Source organism: Streptomyces albiflavescens (assembly GCF_014645835.1).
Taxonomy (GTDB): Bacteria; Actinomycetota; Actinomycetes; order Streptomycetales; family Streptomycetaceae; genus Streptomyces; species Streptomyces albiflavescens.
This window is the reverse complement of sequence record NZ_BMMM01000001.1, coordinates 702,007-716,998: the sequence shown is the minus strand read 5'-3', so window position 1 is coordinate 716,998 and position 14,992 is coordinate 702,007. Positions and strand designations below refer to the sequence as shown.

Annotated in this window: 15 protein-coding genes and 1 pseudogene; 10 read left to right on the top strand and 6 right to left on the bottom strand. The window is 69.0% G+C overall.

The genetic code is table 11. The features are described 5' to 3' along the window. Window position 1 precedes the first annotated feature (1 nt). Window positions 2-1,699, top strand: a complete 1,698-nt coding sequence (locus IEY95_RS03025) for a peptide-N4-asparagine amidase (protein ID WP_189184220.1) — start codon at window positions 2-4, stop codon at window positions 1,697-1,699. Window positions 1,700-1,883: 184 nt separating this feature from the next. On the opposite strand, the gene IEY95_RS03020 is transcribed toward IEY95_RS03025, so the two are convergent. Next, window positions 1,884-2,339 (bottom strand): MarR family winged helix-turn-helix transcriptional regulator, encoded by a 456-nt coding sequence (locus IEY95_RS03020; RefSeq protein ID WP_189184219.1) that lies wholly within the window; start codon window positions 2,337-2,339, stop codon window positions 1,884-1,886. Between the two features lie 114 nt (window positions 2,340-2,453). Between IEY95_RS03020 and IEY95_RS03015 the strand changes: the two genes are divergently transcribed. Continuing rightward, entirely contained in the window at window positions 2,454-4,253 is a 1,800-nt protein-coding gene (locus IEY95_RS03015; RefSeq protein WP_189184218.1) for an ABC transporter ATP-binding protein, read from the top strand. A gap of 43 nt (window positions 4,254-4,296) precedes the next feature. After that, window positions 4,297-5,265 (top strand): endolytic transglycosylase MltG, encoded by a 969-nt coding sequence (gene mltG / locus IEY95_RS03010; protein WP_189184217.1) that lies wholly within the window; start codon window positions 4,297-4,299, stop codon window positions 5,263-5,265. Window positions 5,266-5,270: 5 nt separating this feature from the next. Here mltG and IEY95_RS03005 read toward each other — a convergent pair whose 3' ends face one another. Continuing rightward, window positions 5,271-6,359 carry an NAD(P)-binding domain-containing protein gene (locus IEY95_RS03005; protein WP_189184216.1) on the bottom strand — a complete coding sequence of 363 codons (1,089 nt, stop codon included), beginning with the start codon at window positions 6,357-6,359 and terminating at the stop codon, window positions 5,271-5,273. A 546-nt stretch (window positions 6,360-6,905) separates the two neighbouring features. After that, window positions 6,906-6,989, bottom strand: coding sequence for a putative leader peptide (locus IEY95_RS50565; RefSeq protein ID WP_313884353.1), 84 nt, complete (start codon window positions 6,987-6,989; stop codon window positions 6,906-6,908). Between the two features lie 156 nt (window positions 6,990-7,145). On the opposite strand from IEY95_RS50565, the gene IEY95_RS03000 reads away from it, so the two are divergent. Beyond that, entirely contained in the window at window positions 7,146-7,568 is a 423-nt protein-coding gene (locus IEY95_RS03000; protein WP_189184215.1) for a secondary thiamine-phosphate synthase enzyme YjbQ, read from the top strand. Window positions 7,569-7,656: 88 nt separating this feature from the next. Then, window positions 7,657-7,809, top strand: a complete 153-nt coding sequence (locus IEY95_RS48675; protein WP_229702529.1) for a hypothetical protein — start codon at window positions 7,657-7,659, stop codon at window positions 7,807-7,809. On the opposite strand, the pseudogene IEY95_RS48670 reads toward IEY95_RS48675, so the two are convergent. Further along, a pseudogene (locus IEY95_RS48670) lies at window positions 7,750-8,094 on the bottom strand (DUF2399 domain-containing protein); the annotation flags it as partial. The gene IEY95_RS48675 and the pseudogene IEY95_RS48670 overlap by 60 nt on opposite strands. On the opposite strand from IEY95_RS48670, the gene IEY95_RS48665 reads away from it, so the two are divergent. From IEY95_RS48665 to IEY95_RS02985, 3 genes are all read left to right on the top strand, one after another. Continuing rightward, entirely contained in the window at window positions 8,086-8,247 is a 162-nt protein-coding gene (locus IEY95_RS48665; protein WP_229702528.1) for a hypothetical protein, read from the top strand. The pseudogene IEY95_RS48670 and the gene IEY95_RS48665 overlap by 9 nt on opposite strands. Before the next feature lie 154 nt (window positions 8,248-8,401). Next, window positions 8,402-10,465 carry a discoidin domain-containing protein gene (locus IEY95_RS02990; protein WP_189184214.1) on the top strand — a complete coding sequence of 688 codons (2,064 nt, stop codon included), beginning with the start codon at window positions 8,402-8,404 and terminating at the stop codon, window positions 10,463-10,465. Window positions 10,466-10,554: 89 nt separating this feature from the next. After that, on the top strand, window positions 10,555-11,763 hold the full coding sequence (locus tag IEY95_RS02985) for a glycoside hydrolase family 36 N-terminal domain-containing protein (protein ID WP_229702527.1): 1,209 nt from the start codon (window positions 10,555-10,557) through the stop codon (window positions 11,761-11,763). Window positions 11,764-11,914: 151 nt separating this feature from the next. Here IEY95_RS02985 and IEY95_RS02980 read toward each other — a convergent pair whose 3' ends face one another. Continuing rightward, the gene (locus IEY95_RS02980) at window positions 11,915-12,538 is read right to left on the bottom strand and encodes a TetR/AcrR family transcriptional regulator (RefSeq protein WP_189184213.1); all 624 of its coding nucleotides are present in this window, start codon (window positions 12,536-12,538) and stop codon (window positions 11,915-11,917) included. 61 nt (window positions 12,539-12,599) lie between these two features. On the opposite strand from IEY95_RS02980, the gene IEY95_RS02975 reads away from it, so the two are divergent. Together IEY95_RS02975 and IEY95_RS02970 are read left to right on the top strand one after the other, a co-directional pair. After that, entirely contained in the window at window positions 12,600-13,934 is a 1,335-nt protein-coding gene (locus tag IEY95_RS02975) for a GH1 family beta-glucosidase (RefSeq protein WP_189184212.1), read from the top strand. A 75-nt stretch (window positions 13,935-14,009) separates the two neighbouring features. Next, the gene (locus IEY95_RS02970) at window positions 14,010-14,279 is read left to right on the top strand and encodes an FAD-binding protein (protein ID WP_189184211.1); all 270 of its coding nucleotides are present in this window, start codon (window positions 14,010-14,012) and stop codon (window positions 14,277-14,279) included. A 130-nt stretch (window positions 14,280-14,409) separates the two neighbouring features. On the opposite strand, the gene IEY95_RS02965 is transcribed toward IEY95_RS02970, so the two are convergent. Then, a complete protein-coding gene (locus tag IEY95_RS02965) occupies window positions 14,410-14,970 on the bottom strand; it encodes a nucleoside-triphosphatase (protein WP_189184210.1) in 561 nt (186 codons plus the stop codon). Window positions 14,971-14,992: the final 22 nt, after the last annotated feature.

Genomic DNA, 14,992 nt, shown 5'->3' with positions numbered 1-14,992 from the left:
CATGAGAAGACGGCTCATCATGTCCATGCTCGCCGGGGTGACCCTCGTGGCGAGCGCCCTCCTCGGGGTCAGCCCGGTCTCGGCCGCCCAACTCGTGGACCCATCCGCCGAGTTCGGCACCGACTGGCACGACCCCCTGACCGCCGCTCCGCCGATCGACAAGCCCGCCACCAAGTCCTGCGAAGTGACGGTCGCCGAGGCGCAATTCCGCGACTTCACGCCGTACAGGGGCACCTACATGCCGCCGAGCGGCTGCGGTGACCGCTGGAGCAAGGTCGTGCTGCGGCTCGACGGCAAGGTCAAGGGGCGGCAGTTCGACCGGCTCGGCTATCTGCACATCGGCGGTGTCGAGATCTTCCGTACGTCCACTCCGGAACCCTCGCCCGACGGTATCCAGTGGTCCGTCGAGAAGGACGTGACGCGCTACAGCGACACGTTCCGGCAGAACCGCGACGTCGAGATGCTCATAGGGAACGTCGTCGACGACACGTACACCGGCGTCCTCGACATCAAGGCCACGCTCACCTTCTACGCTACCGAGAAGTCTGCCGAGAAGTCTGCCGAGAAGTCCGCTGAGAAGTCCGTCGCGAACCCCGGGGCGAAGCCCGCGCAGAAGCCTGCCGAGCAGGCGTCGACGACGACCCCCGACCGCGTCCTCACCCTCCGCAACGGCCTCCTCACCACACCGCGCAACAGCGAACGCATCGTCGCCGAGGTGTACGCGACCGGGTCCGGCGGTGGCTGTGAGGAGTACTGGTACCTGACGGTGCCGACCTCCGCGCCGTACTCCTGCCAGGCGGACAGAGGCCCCTACCGCGAGGTGCAGATCAAGGTCGATGGCCAACTCGCCGGTATCGCCGAACCGTTCCCGACCGTGTGGACCGGCGGCTGGTCCAACCCGTTTCTCTGGTACGTGATTCCGGGCCCGCGCGCCTTCGACATCAAGCCCATCGAGTACGACCTCACGCCCTTCGCGGGGCTCCTCAACGACGGCCGCCCGCACCAGCTCGACGTGTCGGTCGTGGGCGTGCCCGAGGGGCAGACGGGCTGGAGCACCCCGGTCAACGTCCTCGTCTGGCAGGACGCGCAGCGTGAGCGCGTGAGCGGTGCGCTGACCGAGGTCAAGGCGGGAGACCTCGCCAACTCGTCGATGTACACACCGGGTTCGGAGAATCGTCTCGACACCGAGGGCGGGCACCGGCTGACGGTCGCCGGGTACGTCGACACCTCGCACGGCCGGGTGAAGACCACCGTCAGCCGCGCGCTGGCGAACACCTCCGTGCACCGCTGGACGGACGGCGAGAACACGGACGGACTCGAGGCCACCTGGATCGACGACGAGACGGTCACTGTCGACGGACGCGGACCGGCCAGGACGACGCGCACACGACGCACGTACGCGATGGACGGAACGACGACACTCGGCGCGGACGACCGGCTGCGGACCGTCCTGACGCTCGGCGACCGGGCGGGCGTCGTGGAGACCCGCCCCGGGCGCCGCACCGCGTGGTCACGGTTCGACGACTCCTACACGGGCGACGCGACGTATACGGCGAACGTGCCGCGCGACCAGCGTCACGCGGTCGGTACGACGCGCGAGCGCTATCGGCTGTACGGCTCGTCGGGCTGCTACGACCGGAGTCTGACCACTGTTCAGGGAGTGCTGACGCAGGACCGCGGCCGCTGCCGAGACTCCTGAGAGGGGCGGGTGAGGCTCCTGAGGGGAGTCGGCGCCCGAAGCCGGTTGAGGGTCTCAGGACGGGTCGCGCGCTCCCACCCCGGCAGCACGGAGTGAGCCGCGGCCCGTCGCGTGGTCGGCCACCCGCGAGGAGGCCTCCTTCAGCAGCCGCTCCTACCGCTTCAGCCCCGGCTCCTACTGCTCTTCAGCAGCGATGCTCCACAGTGGGCGCGCCGTCCACCAAGGTGTCCAGCAGCCCGCCGAGCACCTCGCGCTGTTCGTCCGTCAAGGGGGCCAGGATCTCCTCCGCGGCGGACCGGCGCGCGCCGCGCAGCTCCCGCAGCGCGTAGCGCCCCTCGTCCGTGACTTCGATGCGGATGACCCGCCGATTGGTGGGGTCGGGGACCCGGCGCACCTTGCCGCTCGCCTCCAGGCCGTCGACCAGGGTGGTCACGGCGCGGGGCACCACTTCGAGTCGCTCGGCGAGGTCGGCCATGCGGGGCGGCGCGCTGTAGTGCGCGAGGGTCCGCAGCAGCCGGGACTGCGCCGGAGTGATGCCCAGCTCGCGCTGCTCCAGATGGCGCTTCTGGATGCGGTGCACGCGACGTGTCAGTCGAAGCAGCTGCTCGGCGAGCAGGCCGTCGGCATCGGGGGTGGTCATGTGGGAACAATATCAGGACCTGGTTCATTGTGAGTATAGGTAACAATGAGCTATGCTCCGTCAGTCGTCGTCGCCTCTCGCCCCGAGAGGCGCTCTCACAACCCGTAGGAGCCCATGCGTCCCGACCAATCCACCTGGACCCCGCCACCTGTCGACGCGGAACAGCCGCGACAGGTGCGCCGCATTCTGAAGCTCTTCCGGCCCTACCGCGGCCGACTCGCGATCGTCGGCCTGCTGGTCGGCGCCGCGTCCCTCGTCTCCGTCGCCACGCCCTTCCTGCTGAAGGAGATCCTGGACGTCGCGATCCCCCAGGGCCGTACCGGCCTGCTGAGCCTGCTCGCGCTCGGCATGATTCTCAGCGCCGTCCTCACCAGCGTCTTCGGCGTGCTGCAGACCCTCATCTCCACCACCGTCGGCCAGCGCGTCATGCATGACCTGCGCACCGCCGTCTACGGCCGGCTCCAGCGCATGTCGCTCGCCTTCTTCACCAGAACGCGCACGGGCGAGGTCCAGTCCCGCATCGCGAACGACATCGGCGGCATGCAAGCGACCGTCACCTCCACCGCCACCTCGCTGGTCTCGAACCTCACCAGCGTGGTCGCCACCATCGTCGCGATGGTCGCCCTGGACTGGCGGCTCACCGCCGTCTCGCTGCTTCTGCTGCCGGTGTTCGTGTGGATCAGCCGCCGGGTCGGCAACGAACGCAAGAAGATCACCACCGAGCGCCAGAAGCAGATGGCCGCGATGGCCGCCACGGTCACCGAGTCGCTCTCCGTCAGCGGCATCCTGCTCGGTCGCACCATGGGCCGCGCCGACTCGCTCACGAAGTCCTTCGCAGCGGAGTCCGAGAGTCTGGTCGACCTCGAAGTGAAGTCGAACATGGCGGGACGCTGGCGCATGTCCGTCATCGGCATCGTCATGGCCGCCATGCCCGCCGTCATCTACTGGGCCGCGGGCATCGCCTTCCAGGTGGGTGGTGCCGCCATCTCGATCGGCACCCTGGTCGCCTTCGTCTCGCTCCAGCAGGGCCTGTTCCGTCCGACGGTCAGCCTGCTCTCCACGGGCGTCCAGATCCAGACCTCGCTCGCGCTCTTCCAGCGCATCTTCGAGTACCTCGACCTCCCCATCGACATCACCGAGCCCGAGCGCCCCGTCCACCTCGACCAGGTCAAGGGTGAGATCCGCTTCGAGGACGTCGAGTTCCGCTACGACGACAAGAGTGGCCCGATCCTCGACGGCATCGACATCACCGTCCCCGCGGGTGGCAGCCTCGCCGTCGTCGGCCCGACCGGCTCCGGCAAGTCCACGCTCAGCTATCTGGTGCCCCGGCTGTACGACGTCACGGGCGGTCGCGTCACGCTGGACGGCGTCGACGTCCGTGACCTGGACTTCGACTCGCTCGCGCGTGCGGTCGGCGTCGTCTCCCAGGAGACGTACCTCTTCCACGCCTCGGTCGCCGAGAACCTGCGCTTCGCCAAGCCGGACGCCACCGAAGAGGAGCTGTACGCGGCCGCGCGCGCGGCCCAGATCCACGACCACATCGCGTCCCTGCCCGACGGGTACGACACGGTCGTCGGCGAGCGCGGCCACCGGTTCTCCGGCGGCGAGAAGCAACGCCTCGCCATCGCCCGCACGATCCTGCGCGACCCGCCGGTGCTCATCCTCGACGAGGCGACCAGCGCCCTGGACACACGCACGGAGCATGCCGTCCAGCAGGCCATCGACGCCCTGTCGGCCAATCGCACCACGCTCACCATCGCGCATCGGCTGTCCACCATTCGGGGCGCCGACCAGATCGTGGTCCTCGACTCCGGCCGTACGGTCGAACGCGGCACGCACGAGGAACTGTTGGAGCAGGAGGGGCGCTACGCCGCACTCGTCCATCGGGATGCCCAACTGGAGCCGACAAGATGACGATATGCCGGGTTTGATGTCATTGGCGCGTTAACGTGCCCGCATGCAGATGAACACTCCGCCACGGAGCACGATTCGACTGACGCGCCGGGGCCGGATCGCCCTCGTCGCGACCGGAGCCGTCGTGGCGGCCACCGCCGTGGCGGTGCCGCTGCTGACCATGGGACGCGGCCAGGCCGCGCACCCGAGGTCCCTCGTCATCCCGGAGGGCTGGCGGGCCGGCCAGATCTACGAGGCCGTCGACAAGGCCCTCCGGGTTCCCCCGGGCACCACCAAGAACTCGCTCGGGAAGGCCAACCTGAAGCTGCCGAACGACGCCGAGGGCAACCCCGAGGGCTACCTCTTCCCGGCGACGTATCAGATCGGCAAGAAGGCGACTCCGGAGTCGCTGCTGAAGTTCATGGTCGACACCGCGAATCAGAGGTTCAAGAAGGCTCCGGTCGCCGCCGGGGCGCAGCGCAACGCGATGAACGTCTACCAGGCGGTCACCATCGCGAGCATCGCCCAGGCCGAGGCGGCGACCAAGGCGGACATGGGCAAGGTGGCCCGGGTCATCTTCAACCGCCTGGAGCGGGGCATGCCGCTGCAGATGGACTCCACCATCAACTACGCGCTGAACCGTTCCACCCTGAACACCAGCCAGAACGACACGACGCTCAACAACCCCTACAACTCGTACCAGCGCATGGGTCTGCCGCCCACGCCCATCGACAACCCCGGCGAGGACGCGATGCGCGCCGCGACCAACCCGCCCCCGGGTGACTGGCTCTACTTCGTGACGGTCAAGCCGGGCGAGACCCGCTTCACGGCCAGCTACGAGGAACACGAGAGGAACGTCGCCGAGTTCAACCAGAACCGCAGCAGCGCGTCCCACAGCGTTGCTCCCACCGGTTCCCCTGCCGTCACCCCCAGGGCCACCCCCAGCGTCACCCCCACAGCCACCCCCAAGGTCACCTCGACGGTCACCCCCACAGCCACCCCACGGTCACCCGCACCGGCTGAGCTGCCGTAGAGGTGTCAGACGGTGACCGGTACTCCCGCCAGCAGCCGCCGGATCTCCCGTACCGCCGCGCGTCCGGCCCGGTTGGCGCCGATGGTGCTGGCCGAGGGCCCGTACCCGACCAGATGGATCCGCGGATCGGCGACCGCGCGCGTCCCCTCGACGCGGATACCGCCACCCGGCTCGCGCAGCCGCAGCGGCGCCAGATGGTCGATGGCGGCCCGGAAGCCGGTCGCCCACAGGATGATGTCGGCATCCACGCGGCGACCGTCGTCCCACTCGACGCCGTCGGGCGTGATCCGGTCGAACATCGGCCGGCGGTCCAGCACGCCGTCGTCGAGGGCCTGCCGGATCGCGTTGTTCAGCGGCAGCCCGGTCACCGAGACGACACTCTTGGGCGGCAATCCCTGGCGGACGCGTTCCTCGACGAGCGCGACGGCGGCCCGGCCGAATTCCTCGGTGAAGGGACCCTCGCGGAAGACGGGCGGGCGTCGTGTCACCCAGGTCGTCTCCGCCGCGTACGGGGCGATCTCCATCAGATGCTGCGTGCCGGACGCACCACCGCCCACGACGACCACCCGCTGACCGGCGAACTCCTGGGGGCCGGGGTACTGCGCCGTGTGCAGTTGCCGCCCCCGGAAGGTCTCCTGGCCCGGGTAGCGTGGCCAGAACGGCCGGTCCCAGGTGCCCGTCGCATTGATCAGCGCCCGCGCCGACCACGTACCGTCGTCGGTCTCGACGAGCAGCCGTCCCCCGGAACCCTCCCGTACGGCCTTGACGTCGACCGGCCGCCGTACGCGCAGGTCGAAGGTGCGCTCGTACCGGTCGAAGTACTCGGCGATGACCTCGGAGGACGGACGCGCCGGGTCCGCGTCCGTGAGTTCCATGCCGGGCAGGGAGTGCATCCCGTGCACCTTGCCGTACGTCAGCGACGGCCAGCGGAACTGCCAGGCGCCGCCGGGACGAGGCGCGTGGTCGAGCACCACGAAGTCCCGTTCGGGCTCGAAACCGGTGCGCCGCAGGTGATAGGCGCTGGACAGGCCGGCCTGTCCAGCGCCTATGACGACGACATCGACTTCGCGCGCGCGTACCCCGTTGTTGTTCACGCATCTGCTAACCGGACCGGGGTCCGGGATCTTCCCGGAGGGGGCTGCCTGTGAGGCACCCGACGAGCCCGTGTCGGCGGCCACGCGCGACAGGCAGCGGCGTGCCACCTCCCGCGACCGTACGGGGAGCAGCCCAGGTGCCGTCAGGTCCGGAATCACGTCCTCCCCGAACCAGTACGCCTCCTTGTGACATGGACGGTCATCAGGATTCCTTGAAGACGCGGGGCGTGGTCGTGGACGGCGGCAGACTGCCGTTGAACCGGGTGTCCACGAAGTCGGCGAAGTCGACTTCGGGAGGTGCGTGTTGGTGCGCATCGGTCTTGGATGTATGCGAAATATCGAGCCCGGATGAGCCGGCGGGGCATGGCTGATGCTCATGAGTGCTCCACGGGGAGGAGAGCGACCGGAGAGGAGTACGCCAGGGCACCGCCACGTCACGAACTCGGCGTGAACACATGTCGCGTCACGAACTCGCGTGACCATGTGAGGCGGGACGCGCGGGCGGGGCGGAGCCCGGGCGAGGAGAAAAGAAGAGGTGAAAGGGCGTCAGCGGCCGCGGCGACACGCGGCGGAGGCCACCCGCAGCAGGTCGATGTGACCGCGCGTGGTGAGCAGGGCTGAACGCAACATGCGGCGGAAACCAGCCAGCTGGTGCGCGTACGGTCAATGGTGTCTCGCGGAGCGGACCCCTCGTATCGCCGCGCGGGCGGGGGTGTGCGGGGACGAACGCGACGTAGGCGCGGTCGGGTCGGACGCGGGCCTCGACGTATGGGCGAGGATGGGGGCATGCCCGATGCCTTCGGTACCCGCGTCCTGAACGTCACCACCGGTTCGTCGGAGACGGTCGTCGACCTCACCCGCGACTGTGAAGCCTTCCTGAGGGAGGCGGCGGCCGGTCGCGACGGCCTCCTGAATGTCTTCGTGCCCCACGCAACCGCCGGAATCGCCATCCTCGAAACCGGCTCCGGCAGCGACGACGACCTCCTCGCCGCTCTCCACACACTGCTCCCCGCGGACGACCGCTGGCAGCACCGTCACGGCAGCCCCGGCCACGGTCGTGACCACGTCCTCCCCGCGCTGGTGCCTCCTCACGCGACACTGCCCGTGCTGGGCGGGCGGCTGGCGTTGGGGACGTGGCAGTCGGTGTGTCTGGTGGACACAAACAGGAGCAACACGGACCGTCGGGTCCGGTTGAGCTTCTTCGGCTAGGGACCCGCTTGCCCGCTTGGGTGGGACTGTATCGGTGAGGTCCGGCCGCGCCGAACGACCGTGGCGGGCCAGGACTCTGCACGGTCGGGTGGCGGACAAAGCCTTCCTGCGATCGACCTGGAAGTTCTTCTACCAGAAGGTCAAGGGTGCCCTCCTCATGGAGCGCGACGCCGAGGGCGGTCGTGGCAGGGGCCAGATCCGGGTCCCAGGCCGCGCCGACAGGCTGGCCGTCGAGCGGTAGCTGAGGGATTCCCTCGGCCTGACTGCGGGCGGCCAGGCGCTCGTAGTCTTCGGCGCCCATGCGCCACGGCACGACTCCGTAACGGCGAATGATCCGGTTCGCCAGAGCGATGCCCGGCCAGTCGAAGTCGCCGTGATATGCGAAGCAGCAGCTTGTGGCGGTGAGGGCGTCGAGGAGCGTGAGGACCACCGTGGCGGCGCTGCCCGAGGCGCATACCAAGGGCCGGACGCAGGCTGCGTCCGCCGCCGCTTCCACCACGCGCGGATTCTCACAGATGTGGATCACGGTCCCGGCAGGCAGTTGCAGCTGCTGGCCGTGCAGATCGCGCGGTGTGAGGTGGGCTTCGGCGTGATGGTCGGCCCGCTCTCGCAGGGCCTGTTCCCGCCATCCCCCGCCGACGGGCCCCTCGCCCAGAGGCTGATCGGGCGCCCCGGCTGACTTTCCGGCGTGTTCGCCGCCCGCGCCTTCTCGGGCATGAGGGCCCCCGGTGGAGCGATCTTCGATAGCCCCCGTCAGGGGGTTGGCGTTGCGAGCTCGCGTCTCTAACGTATGAGCGAAACATGAGCCCCCCTCACATTTAAGGATCCATGCGATGACCATGGTTCAACCTCAGCGCCGCAGACTCAGATCCCTCATAGTGCCGTCACTGCTCCTCGCCGTGATGGCCCTCGTACTCGGTCCGCTGCCCAGCTCCGCGGCGGAGACCGACTGGTGGACCCCGACCGCGCGGCCCACGCCCGACGCGCAGATCAACGTCACGGGCGAGCCCTTCAAGGGCACCGACTCCCAGGGGCGCGTCAGGGGCTTCGTCGACGCCCACGACCACATCATGTCCAACGAGGGCTTCGGCGGCCGGCTGATCTGCGGCAAGCCGTTCTCGGAGCAGGGCGTCGCTGACGCGCTCAAGGACTGCCCCGAGCACTACCCCGACGGCTCGCTCGCCATCTTCGACTTCGTCACCAAGGGCGACGGCAAGCACGACCCGGTCGGCTGGCCCACGTTCAAGGACTGGCCCGCCCACGACTCGCTGACCCACCAGCAGAACTACTACGCCTGGATCGAGCGGGCATGGCGCGGCGGCCAGCGGGTGCTGGTCAACGACCTGGTCACCAACGGCGTGATCTGCTCGGTCTACTTCTTCAAGGACCGCAGCTGCGACGAGATGACCGCCATTCGTCTCGAGGCGAAGAAGACATACGACATGCAGGCCTTCATCGACAAGATGTACGGCGGCCCAGGCAAGGGCTGGTTCCGGATCGTCACGGACAGCGCGCAGGCCCGAGAGGTCATCGAGCAGGGCAAGTTGGCCGTCGTCCTGGGCGTCGAGACCTCGGAGCCGTTCGGCTGCAAGCAGATCCTGGATATCGCGCAGTGCAGCAAGGAGGACATCGACCGGGGCCTGGACGAGCTGCAGGAACTGGGCGTCAGCAGCATGTTCCTGTGCCACAAGTTCGACAACGCCCTGTGCGGGGTGCGCTACGACTCCGGCGCCCTCGGTACGGCCATCAATGTGGGCCAGTTCCTGTCGACCGGCACGTTCTGGAAGACGGAGACCTGCCGCGGCCCGCAGCACGACAACCCCATCGGCAACGCGGCGGCACCGGAGGCGGAGAAGCAGCTCCCGAAGGGCGTGGCCGTCCCCTCGTACGCCTCAGGCGCGCAGTGCAACACCCGCGGGCTGACCGACCTGGGTGCGTACGCGGTGCGCGGCATGATGAAACGCCACATGATGCTGGAGATCGACCACATGAGCGTCAAGGCCGCGGATCAAGCCTTCGACATCCTCGAGTCCGAGTCGTACCCGGGCGTCATCTCCTCGCACAGCTGGATGGACCTGGGCTGGACCGAACGGCTCTACAAGCTCGGCGGGTTCGCCGCCCAGTACATGAGCGGCTCCGAGGCGTTCAGTGCGGAGGCCAAACGCACGGACGCGCTGCGCGAGAAGTACAAGGTCGGCTACGGCTACGGCACCGACATGAACGGCGTCGGCGGCTGGCCGGCCCCACGGGGCGGGGACACCCCGAACCCGGTGAAGTACCCCTTCCGCAGCACGGACGGCGGCTCGGTGATCGACAAGCAGACCGCCGGCGAACGCACATGGGACTTCAACACCGACGGCGCGGCGCACTACGGCATGGTCCCGGACTGGATCGAGGACATCCGGATCGTCGGCGGCCAGGAGGTCGTGGACGACCTCTTCTCCGGCGCCGAGTCCTACCTCCGCACCTGGGGAAACACCGAGAAGCACAAGTCCGGGGCGAACCTGGCCTCGGGCGCCACCGCCTCGGCGTCCTCATCGGAATGGTGGAACCCGTTCGTCAGCTTCGCGCCCGGCAAGGCCGTGGACGGCGACAATGGCACCCGCTGGGCCAGCGAGTGGAACAACGATCAGTGGCTGCGGATCGATCTCGGATCCGCGAAGCCGGTCAAGCGCGTCACCCTCGACTGGGAGAGGGCGTACGCGAAGTCGTACCGCGTCGAGCTGTCGGAAGACGGCACGAACTGGAAGACGGTGTGGTCCACCGCCTCCGGTGACGGCGGCCTGGACACGGCGCGTTTCGCCGGAACTCAGGCCCGCTACGTACGCGTCAAGGGGCTGGAGCGCGGCACCCAGTGGGGCTACTCACTCCGTGAGGTCGGCGTCTACGCCGACTGAGGCACGGGGCCGGCCGGATCGGCTCACCTGATCCGGCCGGCCCCGGTGGATGAGTAAGACATGCGCCCAACTCACCTTTGAGGATTCGAGTGATCACTCACGACTCCGAAGCCCGCCTCTGGCTTCTGAGCACTCCCGGCACCTCCTACACCTTCCGGCTGGACGCCGACGACGTCCCCCGGCACGTGCACTGGGGCCGGCCGCTGACCCTGGAGCAGGCCGTCGTGATCGCGGCCGACCTGCCCACCGAGGACCCTGGCAGCGACGACCCCGGGGGTGAGGAGTACGTGGTCGAGGGCGGCCTGCGCTTCGGGGCGCCGTCGCTGACCGTCCGGTTCGACGACGGTGTCCGCGGCTTCGAGTGGCGGTTCGTCTCGCACACGGTCGAGGACGACCGGCTCACGCTCTCCTTCACCGATCGGGTCCGCTCCCTCGGTCTCGACCTGCACTACCGGCTCCGGGAGGGCCATGACCAGATCGAGCGCTGGGCCGTCCTCACCGCGGACGAGCCGGTGGACGTCCTGCGGTTAGACTCCGCCGCCTGGACGCTGCCCGCTCGCGACGACTACCGGGTCAGTCACGTGGTGGGGGAATGGGGCCGGGAGTTCCAACTCCAGCGCGACCGGGTGCCCGTCGGGGAGACCGTGTTCACCAGCCGCCTCGGCATCACGGGACAGCACGCCGGACCCTGGCTGATGCTCGACGCGCAGGACGCCGCCGAGGAGCACGGCGAGGTCTGGAGCGCGGCCCTGGCCTGGAGCGGCAGCCGCCGGATCACCCTGCGCCGCGACCCCTATGGCCGCGCCTCCTGGACGGGCGGGTTCGGACACGAGGGGCTGGTCTGGAAGCTGGGCGCCGGCGAGCGTCTGGAAACCCCTGTCTTCACCGGACTGTATGCCCCCGACGGCTTCGGCGGCACCAGCCGCCGCTGGCACGCCTACGTCGAACGTCAGGTGCTTCCCGCCCGTCCTGCCGAACGCCCGCTGATCTTCAACTCGTGGGAGGCGACCGAGTTCGACATCACCGAGAAGCAGCAGACCGAGCTGGCCGAGCTGGCCGCGGGTCTCGGCGTCGAGGTCTTCGTCGTGGACGACGCCTGGTTCGGCGCCCGCACCAGCGACATGGCCGGTCTCGGCGACTGGTGGCCCAACCCCGACCGCTTTCCGAAGGCTACCGCTCACTGTTCCTCTGCTCCGCGGCCATGTCCGCTTTGGGCGCGGTATTGGTCTGGAAGGTCAAGGGCGTCCGTTAGCGCTCAGGAGGGTGGCGGTGTCCTCCGGCAGCACGTCGGTGATTGAGGCGCCGTTGCTTTCCGTGGAGGCCAGGCGCTGGACGTTGTGGGGACAGATCCAGGGCATTGCTCGACGTGACCAACGACAGCGCCCGAGCGGTCCCAGCCGTTCGCGCTGTCGGCCGCGAAGCACGCCTCGACCACAAACTGGTTGCCCGTCACCGGAGTCGGCCGTTGAGGTAGCTGTTGAGGACTTGTTTGCACTCGGCGATCAGTTGGGGGTCGCCCTGCGGATCGGTACGGAAGGCCAGTTTCAGCACGCTGTCCGCGCACTCCAGGGCCACCCGCACAGCGATCTCAAGTTCGGCGTTGTCCTGGACACCGGTCAGGGAGGCGGTCAGTGAGCGCAGCCTTCCGGCGACCGCGGTGTTGTTGTCCAGGGTCGGCTCCAGGATGTGGTCCTGTCCCGCCGCGCCGAAGTCGACCACGCCGAAACCGGTGATCGTCCGGCGCATGGCGACGAACTCGTCGACGGTCACATCCACCATGCCCGAGATGCCGTCGGGCGCCTCGCGCTCCAACCGGGCCGCGACCCGCCCCAGGAATGCCTCCAGATTGCGGGCGGCGAGCGCGCCGATCAGCCCCTCCCTGTCGGAGAAGAACTGGTAAAGGGTGCCGATGGGCACCCCGGCTCTGCGTGCCACCTCTTTGGTGGTCAGCGCGGCATAGCCGACCTCGTCCAGGAGTTCGGCGCAGGCGTCCAGCAGCCGTTCGAAGCGTTCAGCGCTGCGCTTCTGGACCGGCAGCCGGCGGAGGGTCCCTGCAGTGCGGTCTTGATTCACGCTTCCATCATCCCACCGAACGGGCTAACGTGAGCCTTGCTCATGTTTCAGGAGGTTAGACGTGACACTGGACCATCTGCCCGCGGACTTCATCTGGGGCGCCTCGACGGCGTCGTATCAGATCGAGGGCGCCACCAAGGAGGACGGTCGCGGACCGTCGGTATGGGACACCTTCACCGCCCGCCCCGGCACGATCCGCGACGGGCACACCGGTGACGTGGCCTGCGACCACTACCACCGGTACGAGGAGGACCTCGCGCTGATGGCTGAGGCGGGCCTCACCGGCTACCGCTTCTCCATCGCCTGGCCCCGGATCCAGCCGACCGGCAAGGGTGAGGTCAACCTCCAGGGCCTGGACTTCTATGACCGGATGGTCGACGGTCTGCTCGCACGCGGCATCGAACCTGTCCCGACCCTGTTCCACTGGGACCTCCCACAGGGCCTCGAGGACGGCGGCGGCTGGCTGAACCGCGACACCGCGCACCGCTTCGCCGAGTACGCCGCCGTCATGGCTGACAGGCTGGGCGACCGCGTCCAGAAGTGGATCACCCTCAACGAGCCGTTCATCCACATGGTCTGGGGCTACGGCCTCGGCACCCACGCGCCGGGCCGCACCCTGTTCCTCGACTGCCTGCCGGTCGCCCACCATCAGCTGCTCGGCCATGGCCTGGCGCTGAGGGAGCTGCGGGCACGCGGCTTCCAGGTGATGATCGCCAACAACTGCACCCCGGTCTGGCCCGCCTCGGAGGCTCCCGCCGACCGCGCCGCCGCGCGGGCCTATGACAACCTGCACAACTGCCTGTTCAACGACCCGATCCTCACGGGCACCTACCCCGACCTGTCGGCCTTCGGCGCGGACGCCACCCTCGGCGGCTCCGTCCGGGACGGCGATCTCGAACTGATCTCGGCCCCCCTGGGCGCGCTCGGCATCAACTACTACAACCCGACCCGGATCCAGGCGCCGGCGTCCGAGGGGCTGCCATTCGAAGAGGCCCCCATCGAGGGCTACCGCCGCACCGCCTTCGACTGGCCCGTCGTCCCCGACGGCCTACGGGAACTGCTCGTCGGCCTCAAGGAGCGATACCCGGCACTCCCGCCGGTTTACATCACGGAGAACGGCTGCTCGGTCGAGGACGTCGTCAACGCGGACGGCACCGTCCTCGACCTCGACCGCATCGACTACCTGGACACCCATCTTCAGGCCGTCGACGCCGCCGTGGCCCACGGCGTGGACGTGCGTGGCTACTTCACCTGGACCCTGATGGACAACTTCGAATGGGCCGAGGGCTTCCACCAGCGCTTCGGTCTCGTCCACGTCGACCACGACACCCAGGTCCGCACCCCGAAGGCGTCTTTCGCGTGGTACCGCGACCTCATCCGTGCTCAGCGCGGTTGAGCCGCCCGCCAGGCGCACGCGGATTCCGTATGCGCTCCAGCGGATCCCGGATGCCGAACTCGTACCCGAGCCGGAATGGCCGGGGTATGGCGCAACTGGGCGGGGAACGAGGAGGCACGGCCCGCGTGCGTACGGACGCCGGGGAGCACGGCCGAGGTGGCCGACGCGGTCCGGGATGCGGTCCGCGACGGGCTGCGGGTCAAGGCGGTCGGGGCCGGGCACTCCTTCAGCCCGGCCGCTGTCGAGCGCGACGTCCAGCTGCGCCTGAACCGCATGGAAGGCCTGCGCTCCGTCGACCCAAAGAGCGGGCGGCCGGCGAGGGGCGGGCGCCGCACCGGGTGGTGACGGCGATGCCGGCCGCGTACTCGGTGGGCAGGCACTGACCCTTGGTAGTGGGCGCCGCCGGTCGCACCGACCGGGAGACTTCACATCCTGTCGCCCCGACTCTGCTTTCAGCAGGCCGGAGGCCGGTCTCTCATCCGTGAGAAGGAGGCCTATTGTGCGTCCGGGGCTGCTGCAGCCGGGCCGCGAGCTCCCCCGGCAGGACGTCCCGATTTGCCGGAGTGAGCTGAACGACCTCGATGTCGGCGCGCCGCTTGAGGGCGTCGGTGAACGGATCGCGGTGCGTGTGGACCGTGGCGACGACGTCGACCTCGGCGACGAACAGCGCGTCGACCGCGTGCCGGAACGCCGTGCACGCCAGTTCCATCCGCCCCAACTCGTCGATGAGCACGAGCCGCCCTGTTGCCTCCTCGGTTGCTGCCGGCCGAAGCGACGGCAGCGCCAGTCGTTCCATGACGCCCGGGTCGACGCCGTATTTCCCCACCCGTGGCGGACCGGGCAGGTCGACATGGGCGAGCACTTCCCGTCGGCCTGCCAGGGTCTCCATGGCGAAACCGACGCGGGCGCCGGATTGCCGGATCTCCTCCGTGGTGAAGCCGGTGGCCGCGTGGGTGGGCAGCAGCGCGGCCAGCCGACGCAGGGCGGTCGTCTTGCCCGCGCCAGGGCGGCCCTCGATCAGGATCCTTGTCGGCACACTGCCATCTTCACCCCCGCTT